We start from the raw sequence: 25,048 nt of genomic DNA, 5'->3' as shown, positions 1-25,048 counted from the left end.
TCGAACCGTCAACAGGTTTTTATCACTTCCTTAACCTGTTCACGTCGCTGGAACGCTCGCCACCTAAGGCTCTCCCGCTTCCCCGTGCCCCGGTGTCCGAAGCACGAAAGAGCGAGATTCTAGTCGCCACGAACGTGGCTTGCAAGCGTTATTTCGACAAACGTATTAACGATGCTTGAAAACCGGTTTGCGCTTTTCCACAAACGCAGCCATACCCTCTTTTTGATCTTCGGTGGCGAAGAGTGAATGGAACAGGCGGCGCTCGAAGTGCACGCCTTCCGCAAGCGTCGTTTCGTAAGCGCGGTTCACCGACTCTTTGACCATCATCACCGCGGGCAGCGGAAACTCGGCAATGGTCGCGGCCGCGGCGACCGACTCGTCGAGCAACAATGCCGCCGGAATCACACGCGAAACCAGCCCCGCACGCTCCGCCTCCGCCGCATCCATGAAACGGGCGGTCAGGCACAGGTCCATCGCCTTCGCCTTCGATACCGCGCGCGGCAGCCGCTGCGTGCCGCCCGCACCCGGCATGACGCCGAGCTTGATTTCCGGTTGACCGAACCTGGCGGTATCGGCCGCGAAAATCATGTCGCACATCATCGCCAGTTCGCAGCCACCGCCAAGCGCGAACCCCGCCACCGCGGCAATGATCGGCTTACGGATCGACCGGATCGTCTCCCAGTTACGCGTGATGTAGTCGCCCTTATAGACGTCCATATAGGTATAGGACGCCATCATTCCGATGTCCGCGCCGGCGGCGAACGCCTTCTCGCTACCCGTCACGACGATCGCGCCGATTGCGTCGTCCGCGTCGAATTCGCGTAGCGCGACGCCGAGTTCATCCATCAGCGCGTCGTTCAGCGCATTCAATGCCTTCGGGCGATTCAGCGTGATCAGACCGACCCGCCCTCGCGTCTCAACCAGAATGTTCTCGTAAGCCATGCCGCCTCCATATGGTTAATACCCACGCGAAAACGCTTCGCGCGGCTCTCTTAATAATGCTACCATTCGCCAACCAACCGGTCGGTCAATTATTCGACAGGCTTTCCCCAACACACAGCCAGGCCCTCAGTCATGACACATCCGCTATTCACGAAGCACGAAGACACGCTGCACAAGGCGCTCGCCGCGCTTGAAACACGCGGCTACTGGAGCCCATTCGTCGAGATGCCCAGTCCGAAAGTGTACGGGGAAACAGCCAACGCGGACGGCGAAGCCGCGTTCAAAGCGCTGCTCGACAAGACGTTCGAACTCGACCAGCCGTCGAATAACGAAACCGTCGGTGCCGAGGTCTCGCCGTTCGGCTTCCCGCTCGGCGTGCGTTACCCGAAAGCCGATCCGGACGCGCTGATCGCCGCCGCAGCAGCCGCGCAGCACGACTGGCGCGCGGCCGGCCCGCAGGCATGGATCGGCGTGAGCCTCGAAATTCTCGCGCGTCTGAATCGCGCCAGCTTCGAAATCGGCTATAGCGTGATGCACACGACCGGCCAGGCCTTCATGATGGCGTTCCAGGCTGGCGGCCCCCACGCGCAGGACCGCGCACTCGAAGCAGTCGCCTACGCATGGGACCAGTTGCGCCGCATCCCCGTCGACGCGCACTGGGAAAAGCCGCAAGGCAAGAATCCGCCTCTTGCGATGCACAAGCGCTACACCGTCGTGCCACGCGGCACCGGCCTCGTGCTCGGCTGCTGCACGTTCCCGACCTGGAACGGCTATCCCGGCCTGTTCGCCGATCTGGCCACCGGCAACACCGTCATCGTCAAACCGCACCCGGGCGCGATCCTGCCGCTCGCGCTGACGGTGCGCATCGCGCGTGAGGTGTTGCGCGAGGCAGGCTTCGATCCGAACGTCGTCACGCTGCTGGCTACCGAGCCGAACGACGGCGCTCTCGTCCAGGAGCTGGCCGTGCGCCCCGAAATCAAACTGATCGACTTCACCGGCAGCACCCAGAACGGCACGTGGCTCGAGCGCAATGCGCATCAGGCGCAGGTCTACACCGAAAAGGCGGGCGTCAACCAGATCGTGATCGACTCGGTCGACGATATCAAAGCCGCCGCGCGCAACATCGCCTTCTCGCTGGCGCTGTACTCGGGCCAGATGTGCACCGCGCCGCAAAACATCTACGTGCCGCGCAACGGCATTCGCACTGCCGACGGCGCACTCAGCTTCGACGAAGTCGCGCAGGCACTCGCCAGCGCAGTGCAGAAGCTCGTCGCCGACCCCGCCCGTGCAGTCGAACTGCTCGGCGCGATCCAGAACGACGGCGTCGTGCAGCGCATCGACGAAGCCGCGAAGCTCGGCCGGGTTCTCGCCGCAAGCCAGACGCTCGAACATCCGGCCTTCCCCGGCGCACGCGTGCGCAGCCCGCTCATGCTGCAGCTCGACGCCACAACCGACCGCGCGCAGTTCACCAAAGAATGGTTCGGCCCGATCTCGTTCGTGATCGCGACGGACTCGACCGAGCAGTCACTCGACCTCGCCGGCGCGATCGCCGCCGAGCACGGCGCGCTGACGCTGTCGGTCTACAGCACGGACGACGCGGTACTCGACGCCGCGCACGAGGCATCGATTCGCGGCGGCGTCGCGTTGTCGATCAACCTGACCGGCGGCGTCTTCGTCAATCAATCCGCGGCCTTCTCGGATTTCCACGGCACCGGCGCCAACCCCGCCGCGAATGCCGCGCTGGCCGACGCCGCGTTCGTGACCAACCGCTTCCGCGTCGTTCAGAGCCGGGCCCATGTTGAACCCAAAGCGGCGCCGGCGGTAGTCGGCTGAATGGGATAGGACGGCGGCACAACGCCGGCCGATCCTATGCCTTCCGGCGAATGGACCGAGCCGCGCACTCTAACTAACATGAGACATCGGATCGGCATCACACGCCGATCCACCCGGGCAGGAAGGCCGATGATGCGCGATGCACCCAGCCGCGAAGCAATCCGCAGCTCGGCACCAGGTTGAGACAGCGGAACATCGAACGCTGTCAGCGCCAGTCGCCATACCGTCGTCGCGCAGCCTTCTTGCCAACCACGCCACAGTGCCCATCGATCAACGAGACTTTGAAGAGACGCCCAATGTCATATGAAGCGATCCGGCTGGACATCGACCCATCGAGCCACGTCGCCACCATCACGCTGAACCGCCCGGACAAGCTCAACAGCTTTACGCGGGCGATGCATCGGGAACTGAGCGCCGCGCTCGGCGAGGTCGAGACGTCCGGCGCTCGCGCGCTCGTGCTGACCGGCGCGGGCCGGGGCTTCTGTGCCGGCCAGGATCTGGCCGACCTCGATTTCACGCCGGGCGCGATGACCGACCTGGGCGATCTGATCGATGAATACTTCAATCCGCTGATCCGCCGTCTGCAGGCGCTGCCGCTGCCGGTGATCGCCGCGGTCAACGGCACCGCCGCCGGCGCGGGCGCGAATCTCGCACTGGCCTGCGACCTCGTGCTCGCGGCCCGCTCGGCAAGCTTCATCCAGGCATTCGTGAAGATCGGCCTCGTGCCGGACTCGGGCGGCACGTGGTTGCTGTCGCAGCGCGTCGGCATGGCACGCGCGCTGGGTCTTGCGCTCACCGGCGACAAACTCAGTGCCGAAAAAGCCGAAAGCTGGGGCCTGATCTGGCAAGTGTTCGACGACGCCGACCTCGCGCCCGCCGCCGCCAAACTCGCAGCCCAACTGGCGCAACAACCCACGCGCGCGATCGCCGCAATCAAGCAGGCCATGCGCGCGGGCACGACGCAAACGCTCGACCAGCAACTCGATCTCGAGCGCGATCTGCAACGCCAACTCGGCGCCTCGCACGATTACGCTGAAGGCGTACAGGCGTTCATCGAAAAGCGCGCGCCGCGCTTCGAGGGGCGTTGACATGTCCACACAAACCAATCGCCCTGACCAGATGACACCCGACGAACTCGCCCGCGCCACCGCCGCCTCGATGTATGAAAACGACGCCTGCAGCCGCGCGCTCGGACTGGAAATTCTCGAAGTGCGTCCAGGCTACGCACGGCTGCGCATGGCCGTGCGCGACGACTTCCTGAACGGTCATCAGATCTGCCACGGCGGTCTGATTTTCACGCTCGCCGACTCGACCTTCGCGTTCGCCTGCAACACCTACAACATCAATACGGTCGCGGCGGGCTGCTCGATCGAGTTTCTGCGGCCGGTGTACGGCGGCGATGTGCTGAACGCGGAAGCGGTCGAGCAGACATTAAGCGGTCGCACCGGCATCTACGATATCCGCGTGACGAATCGCGCCGGCGAGACCGTCGCGATGTTCCGCGGCAAGTCGGCGCAAATCAAAGGCAATCTGATTCCCACAGGTAATTAAATAGTGATCGGTGAGCGACAAGCGGCCACCCGAGCCGCCCTCACAGAAAGCTATCCGCTCAGGCATTCCGGCGCGCATGCGCCGCATATCAGACTCAGGCATTGAGGCAGTAAGGAGACATTCGATGAGCACCGCCCTTCCGCTCGATCCGATCGAGACCGCCAGCCGCGACGAACTCGCCGCGCTCCAACTTGAACGGCTCAAATGGTCGCTGAACCATGCGTACGAAAATTCGCCGGTCTATCGGCGCAAGTTCGACGAAGCCGGTGTTCATCCGGGCGACGTGAAGTCGTTCGCGGACCTCGCGCGCTTTCCCTTCACCACTAAAAAGGACCTGCGCGACAGCTACCCGTTCGGGATGTTCGCCGTGCCGCAGGAGCAGATTTCGCGAATCCATGCGTCGTCGGGTACGACGGGCAAGCCGACCGTGGTCGGCTATACCGCGCGCGACATCGACACGTGGGCGAATCTCGTCGCGCGTTCGGTGCGCGCCGCCGGCGCGAAGCGCGGCGACAAGGTACACGTGAGCTACGGCTACGGCCTCTTCACCGGCGGCCTCGGCGCACATTACGGCGCCGAGCGCGCGGGCCTCACCGTGATTCCGTTCGGCGGCGGCCAGACCGAAAAGCAGGTTCAGCTGATCCAGGATTTCCGTCCGGACATCATCATGGTGACGCCGAGCTACATGCTGTCGATCGCCGACGAACTCGAACGCCAGGGCATCGATCCAGCCAGTTGCTCGCTGCGCCTCGGCATCTTCGGCGCGGAGCCGTGGACCAACGATATGCGCCAGGCGATCGAAAAGCGCATGGGCATCGATGCGGTCGACATCTACGGTCTGTCCGAAGTGATGGGCCCGGGCGTCGCGTCCGAGTGTGTCGAAACGAAAGACGGCCCGACGATCTGGGAAGATCATTTCTACCCCGAGATCATCGATCCCGAAACCGGCGAGGTGCTGCCCGACGGCGAACTCGGCGAACTGGTGTTCACGTCGCTGACGAAAGAAGCGCTGCCCATCATCCGCTACCGCACGCGCGACCTCACGCGTCTGTTGCCGGGCACCGCCCGCACGATGCGTCGCATGGAAAAGATCACCGGCCGCTCGGACGACATGATGATCGTGCGCGGCGTCAACGTGTTCCCGACGCAGATCGAGGAACTGCTGCTCAAGCAGCATGCACTCGCGCCGCACTATCAGATCGTGCTGACGAAGGAAGGGCCGCTCGATGTCATGACGCTGAACGTCGAACCCTGCCCCGAAACCGCGCCGGATACGGTCGCGCTGACCACCGCAAAAAACGCGCTGGCCTATGACATCAAGGCGCTGATCGGCGTGAGCGTGGTGGTCAACGTGCTTGCGGTGAACGGCATCGAACGTTCAGTGGGTAAGGCGCGGCGCGTGGTGGACAAGCGCAAGTCGGGGCTTTGACCTTTGACCTGAACACGTGCCGCACAAAAACGCTACGCCAGGACTTCAGGCGAAAAAACGGCGTCACGCCCGGATTCCGATCCGTACGTGACGCCGTTTTCAATCGTGCTTACTGCTTCGACTCTTACCGCTTCAGCTTCGTGGCAACGTCAACACGCTGCATTCGTAGCCGCGGCAACTGAAACCGCACCTCAGGAATGCGGCAGCAACAACCACATCCGGCCGCCCTGCTTCATCTTGCCGGCCAGATCGCCGGCGTCGTCGCCGAGGCCCCAGAAGTAGTCGGCGCGCACGCCACCCTTGATCGCGGAGCCAGTATCCTGCGCGAACACGAGACGGTTCATCGGCGAATTCGTCAGCGGCCGCGTGGTCTGCAGGAACACCGGCGTGCCGAGCGGAATCGCGCTCGGGTCGACCGCGATCGAACGCTCCGGCGTCAGCGGCACGCCGAGCGCGCCGATCGGACCGTCGGCACCGCCGCTCGGCACGGCTTCGGCCGACGGCATCTCGCGGAAAAATACGAAGCGCGGATTGGTATCGAGCAGGCCGTCGACGCGCGTCGGATTCGCGCGCGCCCAAGCCTTGATGCCTTGCATCGTCGCCTGTGCGGGAGTGATCTCGCCGTGATCGAGCAGCCAACGCCCGATCGACTTGTACGGCTGATTGTTGGTGCCGCCGAAGCCGACGCGCATCACGCTGCCGTCCTCCATCACGATGCGCCCGGAACCCTGCACCTGCAGGAAGAACGCTTCGATCGGATCGTCGACCCACACGAGTTCGTTGCCGTTGAGCACACCCGTGCGTTCGAGCTGCGCGCGCACCGGCAGCGGCGCACCCGCGCGATAGCCGGCCGGCCAGCGATACAGCGCCGTCTGATAGACGCCGTGTCGCGTACGCGAGCCGCGCAGCAGCGGTTCGTAGTAACCGGTGACGAGACCGTCGAGCGTGCCGTCGTTGTTCGCGAACTGGAATGGCGTGAAGTAGGCCTCGAAGAAAGCGCGCGCGCTGGTGACGTCGAGATCGTCGATTTGCGCGGCCGCCGCGCAGGCACGCGACCAGCTCGGCTGACGCGCGAGCCGCACGCAGTTCTGCCGCAACGCGGCGGTCGCGCCGATCAACGAGTCATCCTGCCAGCCCGGCACCTGTTGCCACGCCACCGCGGTCAATCGCGCCGACGCGATCTGGCCGGGTATGATCGCCGCGCCAGTCGGCGGCGCCGGCCGGATCGCACCGCCGCCACCGCAGGACGCCAGCAATACCGCCACCGACAACGCACCGAGCCACGCACCGGCCCGGCGGACAAAACGCATACAATGTTCGTTCTTGATGGAAACCGCCATGTCTGATCTGTTCGACGAATACCCGATGCTCATCTTCGCGCTGGAAGCGCTACTCGCGCTCTTCCTGCTCGTGTTTATCGTTGTATGGACGTCGTCCGGCAAGAAGAAAGCGACGCGTGCCAAAACGGCGGAACAGTCTCAACAGCGACAAAAGCCGCAGTGACCGCGCTTGGCAAAACACGCACCGCGTCGTGTAACGAATCCCTCCTCAGCCACTCACCGCACTGCCTGTCACATCGTCGGCTCGCGTTCCCGTCGCGCCGCACGTCCATACAAAGTCATTAAAAGACCACGCGCCGCCGCGCCGGTTCAATGCAACGTGCGCGGCATGCGCAATACGAACTCCGGCACCGGCGCCTCGAAGCGCTCGCCGTCCTCTGCTACGCAGAAGTAATCGCCGCGCATCGTGCCGACCGGCGTCGCGATCACCGCCCAACTCGTGTATTCGAAATGCTCGCCCGGCTTGAGCAGCGGCTGATGGCCGACAACGCCCAGGCCTTTGACTTCCTGCACGGTGTTGTCGCTGTCGGTGATGATCCAATGACGCGCGATCAATTGCGCGGGCACCTGGCCGGTATTGCGGATGGTCAGCGTGTAGGCAAAGGCGTACTGGCGACGCTCCGGGTCCGATTCTTCGGGCAGATATTGCACCTGCGCCGAGACGCTGAATTCGTACTGGCTCATCCTGATTCCGGTGTGGTCAAACGCGAGTGAAAAATCGTGGAAGGCCCCGAACGCCTATGGTTTTGTGGGTACAGCGGCGACTCGGGCGCTCATGGAGTGGCATTCTGCTTGATGCGCGTCATGGCCGCAACAGGGCAAAACCTTTGGCCAGGGCTGCTTCGGACGATAGGACAGACGCGCTTCGCCGCACCGCCTTTTCATGTCGTTTCGCTTACGGCTTTCGCTGCGTTTTGTTCCGCCGTTTCATCATGCCGTTCCGCCATGCCGCTTCGTGCCACTGCCCCGCTTTGTCCACGCGTCGTCCACTCTCTTCGTCCACTTTCACCGCGGGCCGCCTCCTGCGCCCCAGTCCACCCGCCAGCCCAGCCGAAGCTCAACCGGGAACCGCCCGCCGCCGCTCGCCGGCCGACGCCCGCAAAACGGTAAAATGGCGCTTTCCCGCTCGCATCCGCCTCCTGTCATGACGCAATTTCGCATCGCTCCCAGCATTCTGTCCGCCGATTTCGCCCGCCTGGGCGAAGAAGTCCGCAGCGTGGTCGCCGCCGGCGCCGACTGGATCCACTTCGACGTGATGGACAACCATTACGTGCCGAACCTGACCATCGGCCCGCTCGTGTGCGAAGCAATCCGCCCGCACGTCGACGTGCCGATCGACGTGCACCTGATGGTGCGCCCGGTCGACCGCATCGTGCCGGACTTCGCCAAAGCCGGCGCGAACCTGATCAGCTTTCACCCGGAAGGCTCGGATCACATCGACCGCACGCTGTCGCTGATCCGCGACCACGGCTGCAAGGCCGGTCTCGTGTTCAATCCGGCAACGTCGCTGAGCTACCTCGATCACGTGATGGACAAGGTCGACCTCGTGCTGATCATGTCGGTGAACCCCGGCTTCGGCGGCCAGTCGTTCATCCCCGAGGCGCTCAACAAGCTGCGCGAAGCGCGCAAGCGCATCGACGCGTATAAAGAGCGCACCGGCCGCGACATCCACCTCGAAGTGGACGGCGGCGTGAAGGTCGACAACATCGCGGAAATCGCGGCAGCCGGCGCGGACACGTTCGTGGCCGGCTCGGCGATCTTCGGCCAGCCCGATCACAAGGTCGTGATCGACAAGATGCGCGCCGCCCTCGCCGCCGTTCAGCACTAACACCATTCAGCACTAAAACTCCGCATCCGAGCCCGCGCCTCATGACCGCTCCGTACCCCGCCCCAACCTTCACCGGCCCACGCCTCGAAGCCGCGATCATCGACCTGGACGGCACGATGATCGATACCGCCGACGATTTCACCGCCGGCCTGAACGGCATGCTCGCGCAACTCGACGCGGAAGAAACCACGCGCGAGGAAGTGGTCGGCTATGTCGGCAAGGGTTCGGAGCATCTGATCCGCAGCGTGCTCGCGCCGCGCTTCGAGACCGAACATGCGCAGGAGCGCTTCGACGAAGCGCTGGCGATCTACCAGGCCGAATACGCGAAGATCAACGGCCTGCATACCCGCCTTTATCCGGACGTTGAAGCCGGTCTGCGCGCACTGCGCGACGCCGGCGTGAAGCTCGCGTGCGTGACCAACAAGCCGCACCGCTTCGCAGTCGAGCTGCTGCAACAGTACGGACTCGCGCCGTATTTCAGCGTCGTGATCGGCGGCGACAGCCTCGCGAAAAAGAAGCCCGACCCACTGCCGATGCTCACCGCCGCCGCGCAACTGGGCGTCGAACCGCGCGCCACGGTCGCGATCGGCGACTCGGAAAACGATGCGCTGGCGGGCCGCGCGGCCGGCATGGCGACGCTGACCGTGCCCTACGGCTACAACCATGGCCAAGCTATACAAACAATAAAATCCGATGGTATAGTTGCCTCGCTGCTCGACGCCGCCAAGGCGATCGCAGCGCACCAATCCACGACTTAACAGTCCTTCATCCTCATGTTTCTGAACAAAAAACGGAGTCTGATTAGCATCGACCGGGGAGCTTGGCCCTGGCGTCGCTGGTCGCGCTAACCTCGCCTGAGGTACGCTGAAGCCTGTCTTCGGCAACCGTTTTTTGCTTCGCTGCGCTCACGCGCTTTTTCCATCGTCTGATTTTTCGCTGCGGCATCGGCCGATTCGCCTGCGCGTACCCGCAAAGTACCGCTGCGCACTCGCACCGCTTGCACGCGTCGATGGGAGACTCGCGCCGGTCAGTATCATCGTGTCGAGAACGTCGACCCACGCCCTGACCGGAGGCGCCTAGCCCCGCTTTGTCCGACGACCGCTGCCGCCGGACCACCGTACAGGATCGGAACATGACCGAACTCGAATTCCAGTCCCTCGCCAACGAGGGTTTCAATCGCATCCCGCTGATCGCCGAAGCACTCGCCGACCTCGAAACGCCGCTGTCGCTGTACCTGAAGCTCGCGCAAACCGAGCGCAACGGCGCGAACTCGTTCCTGCTCGAATCGGTGGTGGGCGGCGAACGGTTCGGGCGCTATTCGTTCATCGGCCTGCCAGCGCGCACCGTGCTGCGCACGCGCAACGGCGTGTCGGAAGTGGTGCGCGACGGCAAGGTCGTCGAAACGCACGAAGGCGATCCGCTCGCGTTCATCCAGCAGTTCCAGGCACGCTTCAAGATCGCGCAACGCCCGGGGCTGCCGCGCTTCACCGGCGGTCTCGCCGGCTACTTCGGCTATGACGCGGTGCGCTACATCGAGAAGAAGCTCGCGCACAGCGCGCCGAAAAACGATCTGAACCTCCCGGACATCCAACTGCTGCTGACCGAGGAAGTCGCCGTGATCGACAACCTCGCGGGCAAGCTCTATCTGGTGGTCTACGCGGACCCGACCCAGGCCGAGGCCTACACGAAAGCGAAGCACCGTCTGCGCGAATTGCGTCAGCGGCTGCGCGTGACGGTGGAGCCGCCGGTCATCTCGTCCAGCGTGCGCACCGAGATCTACCGCGAATTCGCGAAAGACGATTACCTGGCCGCCGTGCGCAAGGCGAAGGAATACATCGCCGCCGGCGAACTGATGCAGGTGCAGGTCGGCCAACGCCTGACCAAGCCGTACCGCGACAATCCGCTGTCGCTGTATCGCGCGCTGCGCTCGCTGAATCCGTCGCCGTACATGTATTACTACAACTTCGGCGACTTCCACGTGGTCGGCGCGTCGCCGGAAATTCTGGTGCGCCAGGAAAAGCGCGGCGAGGACCGCATCGTCACGATCCGTCCGCTCGCCGGCACGCGTCCGCGCGGCAACACGCCCGAGCGCGACGCCGCGCTCGCCACCGAGCTGCTGAACGACCCGAAGGAAATCGCCGAGCACGTGATGCTGATCGACCTCGCGCGCAACGACGTCGGCCGCATCGCGCAGATCGGCTCGGTCGTCGTGACCGACAAGATGGTGATCGAAAAGTACTCGCACGTGCAGCACATCGTCAGCTCGGTCGAAGGCAAGCTGAAGCCCGAGATGACCAATTTCGACGTGCTGCGCGCGACCTTCCCGGCCGGCACGCTGTCGGGCGCGCCGAAGGTCCGCGCGATGGAACTGATCGACGAGCTCGAACCCGTCAAGCGCGGCCTGTATGGCGGAGCGGTCGGCTACCTGTCGTTCACCGGCGAGATGGATCTGGCCATCACGATCCGCACCGGCGTGATCGCGAACGGCAATCTGTATGTGCAGGCGGCCGCGGGCGTGGTCGCCGATTCGGTGCCGGAATCCGAATGGCAGGAGACCGAGAACAAGGCGCGCGCGGTAATGCGCGCGGCCGAACAGGTTCAAGACGGCCTCGATAGCGACTTCTGACCGGAGACCCACCATGCTGCTCATGATCGACAACTACGACTCGTTCACCTACAACCTGGTGCAGTACTTCGGCGAACTCGGCGAGGACGTGCGCACCTATCGCAACGACGAAATCACACTGGACGACATCGCGAAGCTCAACCCCGAGCGCATCTGCCTGTCGCCCGGCCCGAGCAATCCGCAACACGCGGGCATCACGCTGGACGTACTACGCGAATTCGCCGGCAAGACGCCGATTCTCGGCGTGTGTCTCGGCCATCAGGCGATCGGCGAGGCGTTCGGCGGACGCGTCGTGCGCGCGCAGACCATCATGCACGGCAAGGTCAGCACGATCGAAACCGACTGCAAAGGTGTGTTCGCGGACCTGCCGAAGCACTTCGTCGTGACGCGCTATCACTCGCTCGCGATCGAACGCGAATCGCTGCCCGACTGCCTCGAAGTCTCGGCCTGGACCGACGACGGCGAAATCATGGGTGTGCGTCACAAGGAACTGGCCGTCGAAGGCGTGCAGTTCCACCCCGAATCGATCCTGTCCGAACACGGCCACGCGCTGCTTGAAAACTTCGTCAAGCAATCGAAGCTCGCGACCTCCCGCCACGCCTGATAAGAAGAGAGACGAAAATCATGTCCATTACGCCCCAGGACGCCTTGCAGCGGACCATCGAGCACCGCGAGATTTTCCACGACGAAATGCTGCACCTGATGCGCCTCATCATGCGCGGCGAGCTGTCGCCCGTGATGTCGGCGGCGATCCTCACCGGCCTGCGCGTCAAAAAAGAGACCATCGGCGAAATCACCGCGGCCGCCACGGTGATGCGTGAATTTGCCCGGCATGTGCACGTGCAGGACAACTCGAACTTCGTCGATATCGTCGGCACCGGCGGCGACGGCGCGCACACCTTCAACATTTCCACCGCGACGATGTTCGTGTCGGCCGCGGCCGGCGCGAAGGTCGCGAAGCACGGCAATCGCGGCGTGTCGAGCAAGTCGGGCAGCGCGGACGTGCTCGAAGCGCTCGGCGTCAACATCGATCTGCAACCGGAACAGGTCACGGCGTCGATCGCGGAAACCGGCATGGGCTTCATGTTCGCGCCGAACCATCATCCGGCGATGAAAAACGTCGCGCCGGTGCGCCGCGAACTCGGCGTGCGCACGATCTTCAACATCCTTGGGCCGCTCACCAATCCGGCCGGCGCGCCGAACCAGCTGATGGGCGTGTTCCATGCGGACCTCGTCGGGATTCAGGTGCGCGTGATGCAGCGCCTCGGCGCGAAACACGTGCTGGTGGTGTACGGGATGGACGGCATGGACGAAGTGTCGCTCGGCGGCGCCACGCTGGTCGGCGAGTTGCGCGACGGCGAGATCCGCGAGTACGAGATCCATCCGGAAGACTTCGGCATGCAGATGGTGTCGAACCGCACGCTGAAAGTGGCCAACGCGGACGAATCGAAGACGATGCTGCTCGACGCGCTCGACAACAAGCCGGGCGTCGCGCGCGAAATCGTCAAGCTGAACGCGGGCACCGCGCTCTATTCGGCGAACGTGGCGGACTCGATCGCCGACGGCATCGTGCTCGCGCGCGAAGCGATCGCGAGCGGCAAGGCGCGCGCGAAGGTCGACGAACTGGTGCGCTTCACCCAGCAATTCAAGCAGTAATCACGTAACGAGACATTTATGAGCGATATTCTCGACCGCATCATCGCGGTCAAACGCGAAGAGATTCGAGCGGCCGAACAGAGCGCGCCGCTCGAAGAATTGCGGCTCGAAGCGTCGTCGCGCGATCTGCGCGACTTCGTCGGCGCGTTGCGCGCGAAGCACGCGGCCGGACTGGCCGCGGTGATCTCCGAAGTGAAGAAGGCGAGCCCGTCGAAGGGCGTGCTGCGCGAGAACTTCGTGCCGGCCGAGATCGCGCGTTCGTACGAGAAGCACGGCGCCGCGTGTCTGTCCGTGCTGACCGACGTGCAGTTCTTCCAGGGCAGCGTCGCGTATCTGCAGGAGGCGCGCGCGGCGTGCCAGTTGCCGGTGATCCGCAAGGACTTCATCGTCGATCCGTATCAGGTCGTCGAAGCACGCGCGATGGGCGCCGACGCGATCCTGCTGATCGCCGCCGCGCTGGAGACCGCCGAGATGCAGGACCTCGAAGCGCTCGCGCATTCGCTCGGTCTCGCGGTGCTCGTCGAAGTGCACGACAGTGATGAGCTCAAGGAAGCGCTGACACTGAAGACGCCGCTGATCGGCATCAACAACCGCAATCTGCGCACCTTCGAAACCTCGCTCGACACCACCCTCGGCATGCTCGACGCGATTCCGGACGACCGCATCGTCGTGACCGAATCGGGCATCCTGTCGCGCGAAGACGTCGAGAAGATGCGCGCGCGCGACGTGCATACGTTCCTCGTCGGCGAGGCGTTCATGCGCGCTGAAGAGCCGGGCGTGGAACTTGCGCGGATGTTTTTCTGAGCCTGACGTTTCGTCGTCAGGCAGGAGCAAGGAATTACATCATGGGCATGGAACGCGAAATCAAGCTGGCGCTGCCGGCCGCGCAGGTGCGCTCGGCGACGCAGTGGTTCATCGCGCGCGCGGGCAAGGACGGTGAGGCCATCGAGCTCGTCAATATTTACTTCGATACGCCGCAGTTGACGCTGGCGTCGTCGAAGAGCGCCTTGCGTTTGCGGCAAACGCCGCACGGTTGGCTGCAGACCTTCAAGACCGTCGGTCAGGCGACGAACGGTTTGCATAGCCGGCACGAATGGGAATTGCCGGTGGCGGGCGCGAAGCTCGAAATCGACGCGCTGCTGAACGCGTGCGACGAGCCGGCTGCCGCGCAGGCGCTGAAGCAGGCGGCGCCGTCGCTGATCGAGCTGTTCCGCACCAATTTCACGCGCACGCTATGGCAGCTCGACGTGGACGGCGCGCAGATCGAAGCCGCGATCGATCAGGGCGACGTGTTCGCGAACGTGGATGGCGAGACGCGCCGCGCGCCGATCTCCGAGATCGAACTCGAACTGAAGTCCGGCGACGAAGCGGCGCTTCACACGCTCGCCGCAGAACTCGGCAAACAGATTGCCGGCCTCGCACCGGACAACGTCAGCAAGGCGCAGCGCGGGTATCAGTTGCGGGCGCGAGCGTAGTTGACACTGGCTGGGTCGGGCTTCAGCCTTGGCGGGCGCTTCCAGCACCGCTTTGCGCGGCAGGAAGCCGGATGCCCTGGCAAGCGTCCCTTGGCGCGTGGCCCTTGACGCTCACCAAACTAGAGTCGCTCGGCGCGTTGATGACGGCCCGCGAACTTGAGCCTGGCCGCGTTTGCTGCGACACTTCCCCGCCATGACCTCCGCATCCCGTACCCGCTCCAAGTCGTCGCAGGCATCGTTGTTCGACGATATCGCGCCCGTCTCCACCGACGCCGCCAGCGCCACGACCACCGCGCCCAAGCAGCCGGCAAACGCCGACGCCCCTCCCACGCTCGAAGCCCAATTCGCGGCCCTCCCCGCGGCATGGCGTGCGCACCTGAAACCGTTCATCGACAGCGACGCTTATGCGCCGCTGTGCCGCTTCGTCGACGGTGAGCGCGCGGCCGGCAAAACCATCTACCCAGCCGACGTGTTCCGCGCGCTGCGCCTGACGAGCCCCGACGAAGTCAAAGTCGTGATCCTCGGCCAGGACCCGTACCACGGCGAAGATCGCGGCACGCCGCAGGCACACGGCCTCGCGTTTTCGGTCGCGCCGCACGTGCGCCCGCCGCCGTCGCTGCGCAACATCTTCAAGGAAATCGCCGCGAGCCTCGGCTATGAAGCGCCGCCGCACGGCTGTCTCGACAGTTGGGCCAAACAGGGCGTGCTGCTTTTGAACACGGTGCTGACCGTCGAGCGTGACAGCGCCGCGAGCCACGCGAAGCGCGGCTGGGAGAAATGCACGGACACGCTGATCCACGAACTCGCGACGCGCCACGACGGCCTCGTGTTCATGCTGTGGGGCGCGCACGCGCAGGCCAAGCGCGCGCTGCTCGGCGGCAAGTCGCATTACGTGCTGGAAGCGCCGCATCCGTCACCGCTATCCGCGCATCGTGGCTTTCTCGGCTGCGGGCATTTTGCGAAGGCCAACGAGTATCTGATGCAGCACGGCCACGAGCCGATCGACTGGCGTCTGCCGGACGAAGCGCAAATGCTGGCCTAAGTGCTTGCCAGCGCGCTTGCCTGAGCGGTCAATCCAGGCCGCGATAAAAAACGAAAACGCCACGGATGGGTGCACCATCCATGGCGTTTTTCATTTCACCGCGCGGCGCCGCATCGAAGCGGCACACGCACTGTGCAGCGATTCGACTCGCGCGGCTTAAACCGCGGCGATCGCTTCGCGCGCTGCGCTCAGCGCGGCCGTCGCCGCGTCCGGGCCCATGTTCAGGCCTTCGGCGTAGATGAAGTTCACGTCGGTCATGCCGAGGAAGCCGAGGAAGCTCTTCAGGTACGGCGTCTGGCTGTCGTTCGGGGTACCGAGATACTTGCCGCCGCGAGCCGACACGACGTAGACCTTCTTGCCCGTGACGAGGCCTTCCGGACCGTTCGCGGTGTAGCGGAACGTGATGCCCGCGCGCGCGATGAAGTCAAAGTACGTCTTCAGTTGCGACGAGATGCCGAAGTTGTACATCGGTGCGCCGATCACGATGATGTCGGCGGCTTGCAGTTCGGCGATCAGCGCTTCGCTGCGCGCGGCGATCGCGGCCTGTTCCGGCGTGCGCTGCTCGGCCGGCGTGAAGAACGCGCCGAGCACGGCGTCGTCGAGGTGCGGCAGCGGCTCCGCTTGCAGGTTACGGACGACGACTTGCGCGCCCGGGTTCGACTGTTGCAGCTTCGCGGTCAGCTCGTTCACGAGCAGCGTCGAGTTCGCGCCTTGCGAGCGGGCTGCCGAGTTGATTTGCAGGATCGTGGTCATGGTTTGACTCCAGTAGGGGGCGCGCAGTGTTGCGCGAGTGGAGCCATTGTGTTTTTTTACCGGCCGCCGAAAAAGCCATCCGGCGGCGACGGATTGTTGCATAGGTAGAACAATCCGCCGCCCTCGCCCGTCGATTGGTAACGACAGGGACGACGATCGGCGCCCCGTCACACGGGCCGCGCGGGCCGCGCCGTCCGTCAATCAGTCCGTCAAGCAGCCCCTCAGTCAGCCCAAATCAATCAGCTCGCCAGCCAGCGCTCGCGGGCCTTGCGGCTGGCCGGACGGTTATCGCCGATCGCCAGTTTGTAGCGTGCCACCTCGGGGCCGTCGAGCTTCAGCTGGGCGATGCGCAGCTCGTCGCGGCGGAACGCGTGCACCTCGACTTTCGCGCCCGGCTGATAGCGGCTCAGCAGCGCATCGAGATTGCCGCCGGTCACGCGCAGGCCGTCGAGCGCGATCAGCAAGTCGCCGGCCGAGAAACCCGCCTTCTGCGCGGCGCTGCCCTCGTGCACCGCCGCCAGCGCGCAATCCGCGCCGCCGCGCAACCGCACGCCGAGCGACGGCTTGCCGCTCTTGTCGACGTCCGGCGCGAGCGTCATGCCGAACGGCACGAGCAGCTCGGCGAGCGGCAGATCGCGGGTACCGCGCACGCCCTCGGCGAACAGGTGGGCCAGTTGCGCGCCGGTCGCTTCGGCGAACAGCGCCTCGATCTCGCTTTCCTCGACGCCGACCGGCTTGCCACGGTAAAAATCGCGGCCGAAACGCTGCCACAGCAGACGCATCACATCGTCGAGCGATTTGCGGTTACCGGTCTGCGCGCGAATCGTCAGATCGAATGCGAGCGCGAGCAGCGAGCCCTTCGTGTAATAGCTGACGATCGCGTTCGGCGCGTTCTCGTCCTGCCGGTAATACTTGACCCATGAATCGAACGAGCTTTCGGCGACGCTCTGCTTGAGCCGCCCGCTGCCGCGCTGCACGCCGCCGACCACCTTGCCGAGCAGACCGAAATAGTCGTCCGGCGAGATCACGCCGCTGCGCACGAGGATCAGATCGTCGTAATACGACGTGAAGCCCTCGAACAGCCACAACAGCGACGTGTAGTTCTCGACGCTCAGGTCGTACGGCGCGAACGCGGCCGGCTTGATGCGCTTCACGTTCCACGTGTGGAAGTATTCGTGGCTGCACAGGCCGAGATAGGTCCGATAGCCATCGCTCATCGCGTCGCGGCCCAGCACCGGCAGATCAGTGCGGTTGCAGATCAGCGCGGTCGACGCGCGATGCTCGAGCCCGCCATAGCCATCGGTGACGGCCTGCGTCATGAACACGTAGCGCTCGACCGGCGCCTTCTTCGACTTCGGCTCGAACAGCGCGATCTGCGCCTCGCAGATGCGCTTGAGGTCGCGGCACAACCGCTCCATGTCGAGCCCGATCACGCGTCCGCCGATCACCACATCGTGCGGCACGCCGTGCGCCTTGAATGTCGCCAGCGCGAACTCGCCGAGTGTCACAGGATGGTCGATCAGTTCGTCATAGTTCTGTGCGCGGTACTCGCCGAAACCGTAGCGCTTCGTGCCGCGAGCTTCCGGCAGCGCGGTCGCCACGCGCCAGTTGCGATACGCGGGGCCCTGCGGTTTCTGGATGTCCACCACGCACGGCGCCTCTTCGTGACCGAGCGGTGAAAGAAACACGCTGGTGCCGTTGAAAAAGCCGGTCGTGTCGTCCAGATGCGCGGCGCGTACGGACAGATCCCACGCGTACACCTCGTAGCGCAGCGTCAGCGCGCCTTTCACCGGCGCGGCCTGCCACGTGTACTTGTCGATCTTCTCGACGCGCACCTTGCGGCCCGCGTCGTTCACCGCGCGCAGCGTGACGATGTTGCGTGCGAACTCGCGCACCATGTAGCTGCCCGGAATCCACACCGGCAGCATGAAGCGCTGGCCGGCCGGATCGGGATCGGCCACGGTCACGGTGACTTCGAACAGGTGGGCGGCGGGTTGACTCGGAACGATGGTGTAGCGGATCGGCTTCATCGGCGGCGATTGGGAGTGATTGGGAGAGGTCAGAGAGTGAGGCGAAGAAATGCGGAGCTTGATGCGAAAGGAGGCGCTACGCGCGCCTCCCTTTTTGTCCATGTTGCGCGCCCAGCGGCGTGCAGCGTGACATGCCCTGCCGTGCGTTCAGTGCACCGTGGACAATTCGCGGTCCAGCCGGTCGGCCGGCACCGCGCCGGGCAGGCGGCGACCGTCGGCGAGGAACACCGTCGGCGTGCCTTCCACGTTCATCGCGCGGCCGAGCGCAAGATTCTTGTCGATCACGGCGGTGTCGCAGGTGGCGGCCGCGGTCGGTGCCTGATGGTTCTGCATCCACGATTCCCACGCCTTCGCGCGGTCGGTCGAACACCAGATCGACTTCGACTTGGCGGTCGAATCCGCCGACAGCACCGGGTACAGGAACGTGTAGACCGTCACGTTATCGATCGACTTCAGCGTGGTTTCGAGCTGCTTGCAGTACGGGCAGTTCGGGTCGGAGAACACGGCGATCTTGCGCGAGCCGTTGCCCTTCACCACCTTCACCGCGTTCGCGAACGGCAGGCTCGCGAAATCGATGCGGTTGGTCTCGGACAGGCGCGCTTCGGTCAGGTTCTTGCGCGTCTTCGCATCGACCAGGTCGCCGAGCATCAGGTAATCGCCGCTCGCATCGCTGTAAATAATCTGCGAGCCAAGGTTCACCTCGTAGAGGCCGGCAATCGGCGACTTCGTGATGCTCTTGATCGTCACGTCGGCCAGACGCGTTTGCAGCGTGGCCTTGAGCTTGTCGGTGGTCTGGTCGGCCTGGGCCGAGCAACCGAGCGTGGCGACAGCGATCGCGAGCGCCGCGGCTGCCATGCGGAAGGTCATTTTCATGCTGGAGTCCTGATTCAGTCGCGCATCGTGCGCTTTTTTCACGTTCGGCCGCGCTTTTCCGCCGCGCCTTTCATCGGTGCCGGGGACGGATTGCAACCCGGCGATCCGCTCATGATACCTGCCCCGGCCGTCGTTGGCCGGCCATCGGCTATCTTCACGCCGCCGCGCGCCGACCTGCCTGCGCCTGAATGCTTGACCGAACGCTTAACCGAGCGCGGCCGACACCAGCCAGCGCTTGATGAACGGCTGCGCGCCGACGAACGCCATCCCCGTGTTGCGCACGGCCCGCGCGAGCGGACCGGGCACCGAGAACAGTTTCTGCAAGCCGTCGGTGGCAATCATCAGCGCGCGGATGTCTTCGCGGCGCGCGCGTTCGTAGCGGCGCAGCAGCACCATGTCGCCGAGATCGCGGAACGCTTCCTTGCCAGCAACCGTGCTGGCGAGCGCCGCGACGTCGCGCAAACCGAGGTTCATGCCCTGGCCGGCGAGCGGGTGGATCAGATGCGCGGCGTCGCCGACCAGCGCGACGCGCGGCGCGACCAGCCGGTCCACCGTCTGCAGCGCGAGCGGGAAACCTTGCGCGGGCGTCACGCATTCGAGCGCGCCGAACTGGCCGCCGGTCACGTGCTCCACTTCAGCCGCGAGCCGTTCGGGATCGAGCGCGAGCAACTGCTCCGCGTGCTCGGTGCGCGCCGACCAGACCAGCGAGACATGACCGTCCGGCATCGGCAGCAGCGCGATGATCTCGCCGTCGCGGAACCACTGGTAAGCGGTTTCGCCGTGCGGCTTCGCGGCCTTGAAATTGGCGACCACGCCGGTCTGTTTGTAGTCGCGCCGCACCATCTTCGAGCCGATCTGCGCGCGCACCCACGAATGCGCGCCGTCCGCGCCGACCAGCAGATCGGCGGCCAGCACATTGCCGTTCGCGAGGCCGACGCTGGCGCTATCGGCGCTGAAGTCGAGCGCCTGGGCGCGCGTGTCGATCCACGTGAGGTTCGGCTGGAAGCGCAGCGCCGCATCGAGCGCGCGTTCGATCACCGACGACTCGACGATCCACGCGAGCTGCGGCACCGAAGCCTGGAAGGCGGAGAAATGCAGTTCGGCATGCGCATCGCCGTACACACGCATGTCGTAGACGGGACCGAGCCGCGCATGATCGAGCGCCTGCCAGACCCGCAGCCGCTCGAGCAACGCCTGCGAACTCGACGACAGCGCGTACACGCGCGAGTCGAAGGCCGCGCCGGCGGGCAGTGCCGCGCACGGTTGCGCGAGCAGCGCGACGCGCAGTCCGCCTTGTGTGAGCGCGAGCGCCGCGGTCTTGCCGACAAGCCCGCCGCCGATCACGGCGACATCGAAGGTCTGGTGGTGTGCGTTCATCCGCGCATTATAGCCGCGGGGTTTGCGGGGGACGGATCGACTGGCGCGGCATTTGCGCCTGGATCTGACGAGGCGCATAGCCCCCGTGGCAGGGCTGAAATGGAGTGGCCGGTCTTAATGCGCGGCGGCGCTCGCGGCCAGCGCCGCGTTGGCTTCGCGCGTGCGCATGAAATCCGGATCGGACGACAGGATGCGCCATGCGGCCGCTTCAAGCTGTGCCTTGCGATCGCGCTGATCGCCGCGCACCGCGCAGTCGGGGAACACGCGGTCGAACACGAGCCACAACGAGTCGGAGTCGTTTCTGTCGGCAAACTGCGCGAGATTCGCCCGATCTTCGCTCGACAGGTGGCTCGTCAGGCAATCGATCGTCTGCCGGTCCGTGGTGGCTTGGGCTTCGTCGAAATTCGGCGCCACCCATGCAGCGACCACGCCCACCACGAGCGCAACCACGACCGCGGTTCCCACCCATCCAATCATTCGCACGCTGTTTCCCCGAAAAGTAAGCTCTGCCGGCCTTGGTCTAACGATTCTACAGTGGCTACGGGCAAATGCGCCGACCGGTTCGCCCGGACGAACGGGTTACAATTGCGCCTTCCGTGAAAACGCGCACCCAATCGTCGAGCCCACGCCCCGATCGGGTGACGTGTCCGCTCCGCTGAGCCAGCCGCGCGCCCCGCGCAAAGGCTTTCCGAATCCGCGCGCAGCGTCGAGCGCATCACGCAACCTACATCGATTTACTGAAGGATTTCCATGAGCCTCAAATGCGGCATCGTCGGCCTGCCCAACGTCGGCAAGTCCACCCTGTTCAACGCGCTGACCAAGGCGGGCATCGCGGCTGAAAACTATCCGTTCTGCACGATCGAGCCGAACGTCGGCATCGTCGAGGTGCCGGATGCGCGTCTGAAAGCGCTCGCCGAAATCGTCAAGCCGGAGCGCATCATGCCGGCGGTGGTGGAATTCGTCGACATCGCCGGTCTGGTGGCCGGTGCGAGCAAGGGCGAAGGCCTCGGCAACCAGTTCCTCGCGAACATCCGCGAAACCGATGCGATCACGCACGTGGTGCGCTGCTTCGAAGACGAGAACGTGATTCACGTCGCGAACAAGGTCGATCCGCTGTCGGACATCGAAGTGATCAACACCGAACTCGCGCTGGCTGACCTCGCGACCGTCGAAAAGGCGCTCGCGCGCTACTCGAAGGCCGCCAAGTCGGGTAACGACAAGGAAGCCGCGAAGAACGCGGCGGTGCTCGAAAAAGTCCGCGCGCAGCTCGACCAGGCCAAGCCGGTGCGCGCGCTGCAACTGTCGGAGGAAGAACAGGCGACGCTCAAGCCGTTCTGCCTGATCACCGCGAAGCCGACCATGTACGTCGCCAACGTGAAGGAAAACGGCTTCGAGAACAACCCGCACCTCGACGCGGTCACGAAGTTCGCGGCCGCCGAAAACGCGCCGGTCGTGGCCGTGTGCGCCGCGGTCGAAGCGGAAATCGCCGATCTCGACGAAGCCGACATGGAAGTGTTCCTCGCCGACATGGGCATGGACGAGCCGGGTCTGAACCGCGTGATCCGCGCGGGCTTCCGCCTGCTCGGCCTGCAAACCTACTTCACGGCCGGCGTGAAGGAAGTGCGCGCGTGGACGATCCACGTCGGCGACACGGCGCCGAAGGCGGCCGGCGCGATCCACACCGACTTCGAACGCGGCTTCATCCGCGCGCAGACCATCGGCTTCGACGACTACATCGCGTACAAGGGCGAGCAAGGCGCGAAGGAAGCCGGCAAGATGCGCGCGGAAGGCAAGGAATACGTCGTGCACGATGGCGACGTGATGAACTTCCTGTTCAACGTCTAAGCGCAGCGTCTATCGGGTATTGGCTATCGGGGCCGCCATCGGTGCGGCCCTGTCAGCCGCCGGAAGCCGGCGCGCGCTGCAGCGAGTTTCCTGTCTGAACGATGTGAAATTCAGCCGCGAAATTCAGATGCGGAATCCGCGCTCGCCCGGCCGCACCGGCTCATCTCAAAGCTTCCTCCAGCGCCACCCCGCTGCACTCCCCGCACTCACTTCTGCGGTTCGATGAGCGACCAGCGATCGCTTCCCGCCACGGCTTCTTTCGTCAGCCTGATAAACAGTTGAGTCGCCAGCGAAAGCGGCGCCTCGCTGCGCGTGACCAGTCCAACGGGCGGCATGATCAGATTCATCTCGGTGTGCACGATCCTGAGCGCAGAGAGGCGGTCGAACTCCTCCGCGACCGGTTGAGGGAAGAAACACAGCAGATCCGAGTTCTGGATCAGCGACAGATTCGCCATCACGCTCACCGATTCGACCGCGGGCTGCGGCATCGGCAAACGCTGCGCCGCGAAAAAGCGGTTAATCGACTCCCGCATCGGCGCGCCACGCGCCGGCAAGATCCACTCCGCTTCCGTGAGTTCCTGCGTGGAGGCGACCGGCGTATCGAAGATCGGATGACCGACTCTCGCGACCGTCGCAACCCGCTCGTCATAGAGACTGTCTCTCGTGAGTTTCGGCGACGACGTGTGCTCGGACAGTCGCGCCAGCACGCAATCCACCACGCCGCTCAATAGCGCCTCGATCAGCCACGTGAGGGAACCCTCCTGAAGCTCGATCGTCACTCGCGGCGCCTCTTCCCGCATGGTGCGAACCACGGTACTCAGAAGCGTCGACGTAGCGACAGCCGCCATGCCGACGCGGACCCGTCCGCTCACCCCGAACGCGGCTTCGTCGACATCGGACTTCATGAGGCGAACCTCGCCCAGCATGATCCGGGCGCGATCGATCAGCCGCTCCCCCGCGGCCGTCGGTTCGAGCCCGCTGGCGTCTCTGACGAATATCGGCGCCTCGAACAGGGCTTCGAGCTCCTGAAGCATCTTGCTCGCCCCCGGCTGACTCATCTGCAGCCGTTGGGCTGCCTTGTGGACGCTGCGCTCCTCCGCCAACACCAGCAGAAGCTCGAGATGCTTGATTCGCAACCGAGCAATGACATGCCGTTCGTTCATTCGTCTCCTAATAACCCGTCGTTATCACCCAATAAAGATTGAGTATTTTTGTGTTCCGCAGCGCGCGTTAGATTCCTTACATTCCGCTATCAACCGCATACAGGGACGCCCGTAGACCTGGCAGCATACCCGGCGGCGCTCGCGGAATTCATCGTTCGAATCGTTTCTCCGCAAGACGTTTCGAGCCCTTCGACGCAACCATTCTATACATCCAGTCATGAGAAAAGCCGCGCTGATCCAATCTATCGCCGTGTCGTTCGCGGTGTGCCTGAGCCTCGTTTGCGCCGCCCCCGCCAGCGCCGCCGAAAACGAAATTGCCGTCACGCTCCTCGGCACCGGCACACCGATCCTGAACGTCAACCGGTTCGGCATGAGCACGCTCGTCGAAGCCGGCAAGCAGAAACTGCTGTTCGACGCGGGACGCGGCGCGGCGATCCGCCTTCATCAGATCTCGACGCCGTTGCGCGACCTCGACGCGATCTTCATCACGCATCTGCACTCCGATCATTTGACCGGGCTGCCGGACATCTACGCGAGCGCACCGCTACCGACCGACGACGGCCGTCGCACCAAACCGTTGGAGCTTTACGGCCCGGAAGGCATCGACTCGGTCGCAAACGGCATTCAGACCATGTTCGTCGAGAACAACCGGATTCGCGAAACCGGCAAGGAGGTCGACCCTGCCGCGACGTCGATCAATGCACACACGCTCGCCGCGAAAGGCGGCGTGGTCTACGAGAAAGACGGCGTGGTCGTACGCGCTTTCCTCGTCGATCACGGGCATGTCCACCCGGCCTACGGCTACCGTATCGACTATGCGGGTCGCTCGGTCGTTCTGTCCGGCGACACGACCTACGCGCCGAATCTGGTCGAGAACGCGAAAGGCGCCGACCTGCTAGTGCACTGCGTTTCGGTCGGTAGCCGCGAACTGGAGGCCGCGCATCCGGAGTACGTCAAACACTTTTACGACTATCTGGCGAACCCCGAAATGGTGTCGCGCATCCTCAACGAAACCCATCCCCGCGACGCGGTGCTCTCGCATATCTCGCTGTACAGCCGCGGCAACATCGCGCGAGCGACGGACCAGGAAATCATCGAGCGCATCGGCAGGAAATACGACGGCAAGTTCGTGGTCGGCCAGGACCTGATGCGCTTCGTGGTGTCGGCCAACGGCGTCGCGCGCGTGGCGTACCAACCGGCACAGCGCCAGCTCGAACCCGCCAACTAGGCCATAACGTTCACGGTTTTTTCTGAACGGAAGGAACCGGATCGGCAACGCGAACAG

General features: G+C 64.5%; 24 protein-coding genes. 15 read left to right on the top strand and 9 right to left on the bottom strand.

All coding sequences use genetic code 11. The annotated features are described in order from the left end of the window. Positions 1 to 165: 165 nt before the first annotated feature. A complete protein-coding gene (locus HHL14_RS23995; RefSeq protein ID WP_169500071.1) occupies positions 166 to 942 on the bottom strand; it encodes an enoyl-CoA hydratase in 777 nt (258 codons plus the stop codon). 132 nt (positions 943 to 1,074) lie between these two features. Here HHL14_RS23995 and paaN point away from each other — a divergent pair, with 132 nt between their 5' ends. The 4 genes from paaN (at position 1,075) to paaK (ending at position 5,755) form a co-directional block, all read left to right on the top strand. Continuing rightward, entirely contained in the window at positions 1,075 to 2,775 is a 1,701-nt protein-coding gene (paaN, locus tag HHL14_RS23990) for a phenylacetic acid degradation protein PaaN (RefSeq protein WP_169500070.1), read from the top strand. A 296-nt stretch (positions 2,776 to 3,071) separates the two neighbouring features. Beyond that, positions 3,072 to 3,863: a 2-(1,2-epoxy-1,2-dihydrophenyl)acetyl-CoA isomerase PaaG gene (paaG, locus tag HHL14_RS23985; protein WP_169500069.1), complete on the top strand. Its 792-nt coding sequence runs from the start codon at positions 3,072 to 3,074 to the stop codon at positions 3,861 to 3,863. A gap of 1 nt (position 3,864) precedes the next feature. Further along, positions 3,865 to 4,326 (top strand): hydroxyphenylacetyl-CoA thioesterase PaaI, encoded by a 462-nt coding sequence (paaI, locus tag HHL14_RS23980; protein WP_169500068.1) that lies wholly within the window; start codon positions 3,865 to 3,867, stop codon positions 4,324 to 4,326. Between the two features lie 124 nt (positions 4,327 to 4,450). Continuing rightward, positions 4,451 to 5,755: a phenylacetate--CoA ligase PaaK gene (gene paaK / locus HHL14_RS23975; RefSeq protein ID WP_169500067.1), complete on the top strand. Its 1,305-nt coding sequence runs from the start codon at positions 4,451 to 4,453 to the stop codon at positions 5,753 to 5,755. Between the two features lie 191 nt (positions 5,756 to 5,946). On the opposite strand, the gene mltA is transcribed toward paaK, so the two are convergent. Then, positions 5,947 to 7,065, bottom strand: coding sequence for a murein transglycosylase A (gene mltA, locus HHL14_RS23970; protein WP_169500066.1), 1,119 nt, complete (start codon positions 7,063 to 7,065; stop codon positions 5,947 to 5,949). Between the two features lie 28 nt (positions 7,066 to 7,093). Between mltA and HHL14_RS23965 the strand changes: the two genes are divergently transcribed. After that, positions 7,094 to 7,258: a hypothetical protein gene (locus HHL14_RS23965; protein ID WP_169500065.1), complete on the top strand. Its 165-nt coding sequence runs from the start codon at positions 7,094 to 7,096 to the stop codon at positions 7,256 to 7,258. A 146-nt stretch (positions 7,259 to 7,404) separates the two neighbouring features. Here HHL14_RS23965 and apaG read toward each other — a convergent pair whose 3' ends face one another. Next, positions 7,405 to 7,779 (bottom strand): Co2+/Mg2+ efflux protein ApaG, encoded by a 375-nt coding sequence (gene apaG / locus HHL14_RS23960; RefSeq protein ID WP_169500064.1) that lies wholly within the window; start codon positions 7,777 to 7,779, stop codon positions 7,405 to 7,407. A 460-nt stretch (positions 7,780 to 8,239) separates the two neighbouring features. On the opposite strand from apaG, the gene rpe reads away from it, so the two are divergent. From rpe to HHL14_RS23920, 8 genes are all read left to right on the top strand, one after another. Further along, positions 8,240 to 8,923, top strand: coding sequence for a ribulose-phosphate 3-epimerase (rpe, locus tag HHL14_RS23955; RefSeq protein WP_169500063.1), 684 nt, complete (start codon positions 8,240 to 8,242; stop codon positions 8,921 to 8,923). 41 nt (positions 8,924 to 8,964) lie between these two features. Further along, a complete protein-coding gene (locus HHL14_RS23950; protein ID WP_169500062.1) occupies positions 8,965 to 9,681 on the top strand; it encodes a phosphoglycolate phosphatase in 717 nt (238 codons plus the stop codon). A gap of 374 nt (positions 9,682 to 10,055) precedes the next feature. Continuing rightward, positions 10,056 to 11,549 carry an anthranilate synthase component I gene (gene trpE / locus HHL14_RS23945; protein WP_169500061.1) on the top strand — a complete coding sequence of 498 codons (1,494 nt, stop codon included), beginning with the start codon at positions 10,056 to 10,058 and terminating at the stop codon, positions 11,547 to 11,549. 13 nt (positions 11,550 to 11,562) lie between these two features. Next, positions 11,563 to 12,153, top strand: coding sequence for an aminodeoxychorismate/anthranilate synthase component II (locus HHL14_RS23940; protein WP_169500060.1), 591 nt, complete (start codon positions 11,563 to 11,565; stop codon positions 12,151 to 12,153). 20 nt (positions 12,154 to 12,173) lie between these two features. Beyond that, positions 12,174 to 13,205 (top strand): anthranilate phosphoribosyltransferase, encoded by a 1,032-nt coding sequence (gene trpD, locus HHL14_RS23935; RefSeq protein WP_169500059.1) that lies wholly within the window; start codon positions 12,174 to 12,176, stop codon positions 13,203 to 13,205. Between the two features lie 18 nt (positions 13,206 to 13,223). Next, on the top strand, positions 13,224 to 14,009 hold the full coding sequence (trpC, locus tag HHL14_RS23930; protein WP_169500058.1) for an indole-3-glycerol phosphate synthase TrpC: 786 nt from the start codon (positions 13,224 to 13,226) through the stop codon (positions 14,007 to 14,009). A gap of 41 nt (positions 14,010 to 14,050) precedes the next feature. Then, positions 14,051 to 14,680, top strand: coding sequence for a CYTH domain-containing protein (locus tag HHL14_RS23925; protein WP_169500057.1), 630 nt, complete (start codon positions 14,051 to 14,053; stop codon positions 14,678 to 14,680). Between the two features lie 193 nt (positions 14,681 to 14,873). Beyond that, entirely contained in the window at positions 14,874 to 15,722 is an 849-nt protein-coding gene (locus HHL14_RS23920) for a uracil-DNA glycosylase (RefSeq protein WP_169500056.1), read from the top strand. A 156-nt stretch (positions 15,723 to 15,878) separates the two neighbouring features. Here HHL14_RS23920 and HHL14_RS23915 read toward each other — a convergent pair whose 3' ends face one another. The 5 genes from HHL14_RS23915 to HHL14_RS23895 form a co-directional block, all read right to left on the bottom strand. After that, positions 15,879 to 16,475 (bottom strand): FMN-dependent NADH-azoreductase, encoded by a 597-nt coding sequence (locus tag HHL14_RS23915; protein ID WP_169500055.1) that lies wholly within the window; start codon positions 16,473 to 16,475, stop codon positions 15,879 to 15,881. A 239-nt stretch (positions 16,476 to 16,714) separates the two neighbouring features. Then, complete coding sequence (locus HHL14_RS23910; protein WP_169500054.1) at positions 16,715 to 18,505, bottom strand: M61 family metallopeptidase; 1,791 nt, start codon at positions 18,503 to 18,505, stop codon at positions 16,715 to 16,717. A gap of 147 nt (positions 18,506 to 18,652) precedes the next feature. After that, positions 18,653 to 19,378, bottom strand: coding sequence for a DsbC family protein (locus tag HHL14_RS23905; protein ID WP_169500053.1), 726 nt, complete (start codon positions 19,376 to 19,378; stop codon positions 18,653 to 18,655). Positions 19,379 to 19,582: 204 nt separating this feature from the next. Further along, complete coding sequence (locus HHL14_RS23900; RefSeq protein WP_169500052.1) at positions 19,583 to 20,755, bottom strand: UbiH/UbiF family hydroxylase; 1,173 nt, start codon at positions 20,753 to 20,755, stop codon at positions 19,583 to 19,585. 114 nt (positions 20,756 to 20,869) lie between these two features. Beyond that, positions 20,870 to 21,220, bottom strand: coding sequence for a hypothetical protein (locus tag HHL14_RS23895; RefSeq protein WP_329601719.1), 351 nt, complete (start codon positions 21,218 to 21,220; stop codon positions 20,870 to 20,872). 285 nt (positions 21,221 to 21,505) lie between these two features. Between HHL14_RS23895 and ychF the strand changes: the two genes are divergently transcribed. Further along, positions 21,506 to 22,600: a redox-regulated ATPase YchF gene (gene ychF, locus HHL14_RS23890; protein WP_169500051.1), complete on the top strand. Its 1,095-nt coding sequence runs from the start codon at positions 21,506 to 21,508 to the stop codon at positions 22,598 to 22,600. Positions 22,601 to 22,806: 206 nt separating this feature from the next. Here the strand turns inward: ychF and HHL14_RS23885 are convergent, their stop codons facing one another. Beyond that, on the bottom strand, positions 22,807 to 23,763 hold the full coding sequence (locus HHL14_RS23885; protein ID WP_169500050.1) for a LysR family transcriptional regulator: 957 nt from the start codon (positions 23,761 to 23,763) through the stop codon (positions 22,807 to 22,809). Between the two features lie 217 nt (positions 23,764 to 23,980). Here HHL14_RS23885 and HHL14_RS23880 point away from each other — a divergent pair, with 217 nt between their 5' ends. Then, the gene (locus HHL14_RS23880) at positions 23,981 to 24,991 is read left to right on the top strand and encodes an MBL fold metallo-hydrolase (RefSeq protein WP_169500049.1); all 1,011 of its coding nucleotides are present in this window, start codon (positions 23,981 to 23,983) and stop codon (positions 24,989 to 24,991) included. The last annotated feature ends 57 nt before the right edge of the window (positions 24,992 to 25,048 follow it).

The sequence above is a fragment of the Paraburkholderia antibiotica genome (assembly GCF_012927125.1).
Lineage (GTDB): Bacteria > Pseudomonadota > Gammaproteobacteria > Burkholderiales > Burkholderiaceae > Paraburkholderia > Paraburkholderia antibiotica.
The sequence above is the reverse complement of the archived record's forward strand: the minus strand, read 5'-3'. Positions and strand labels throughout refer to the sequence as shown.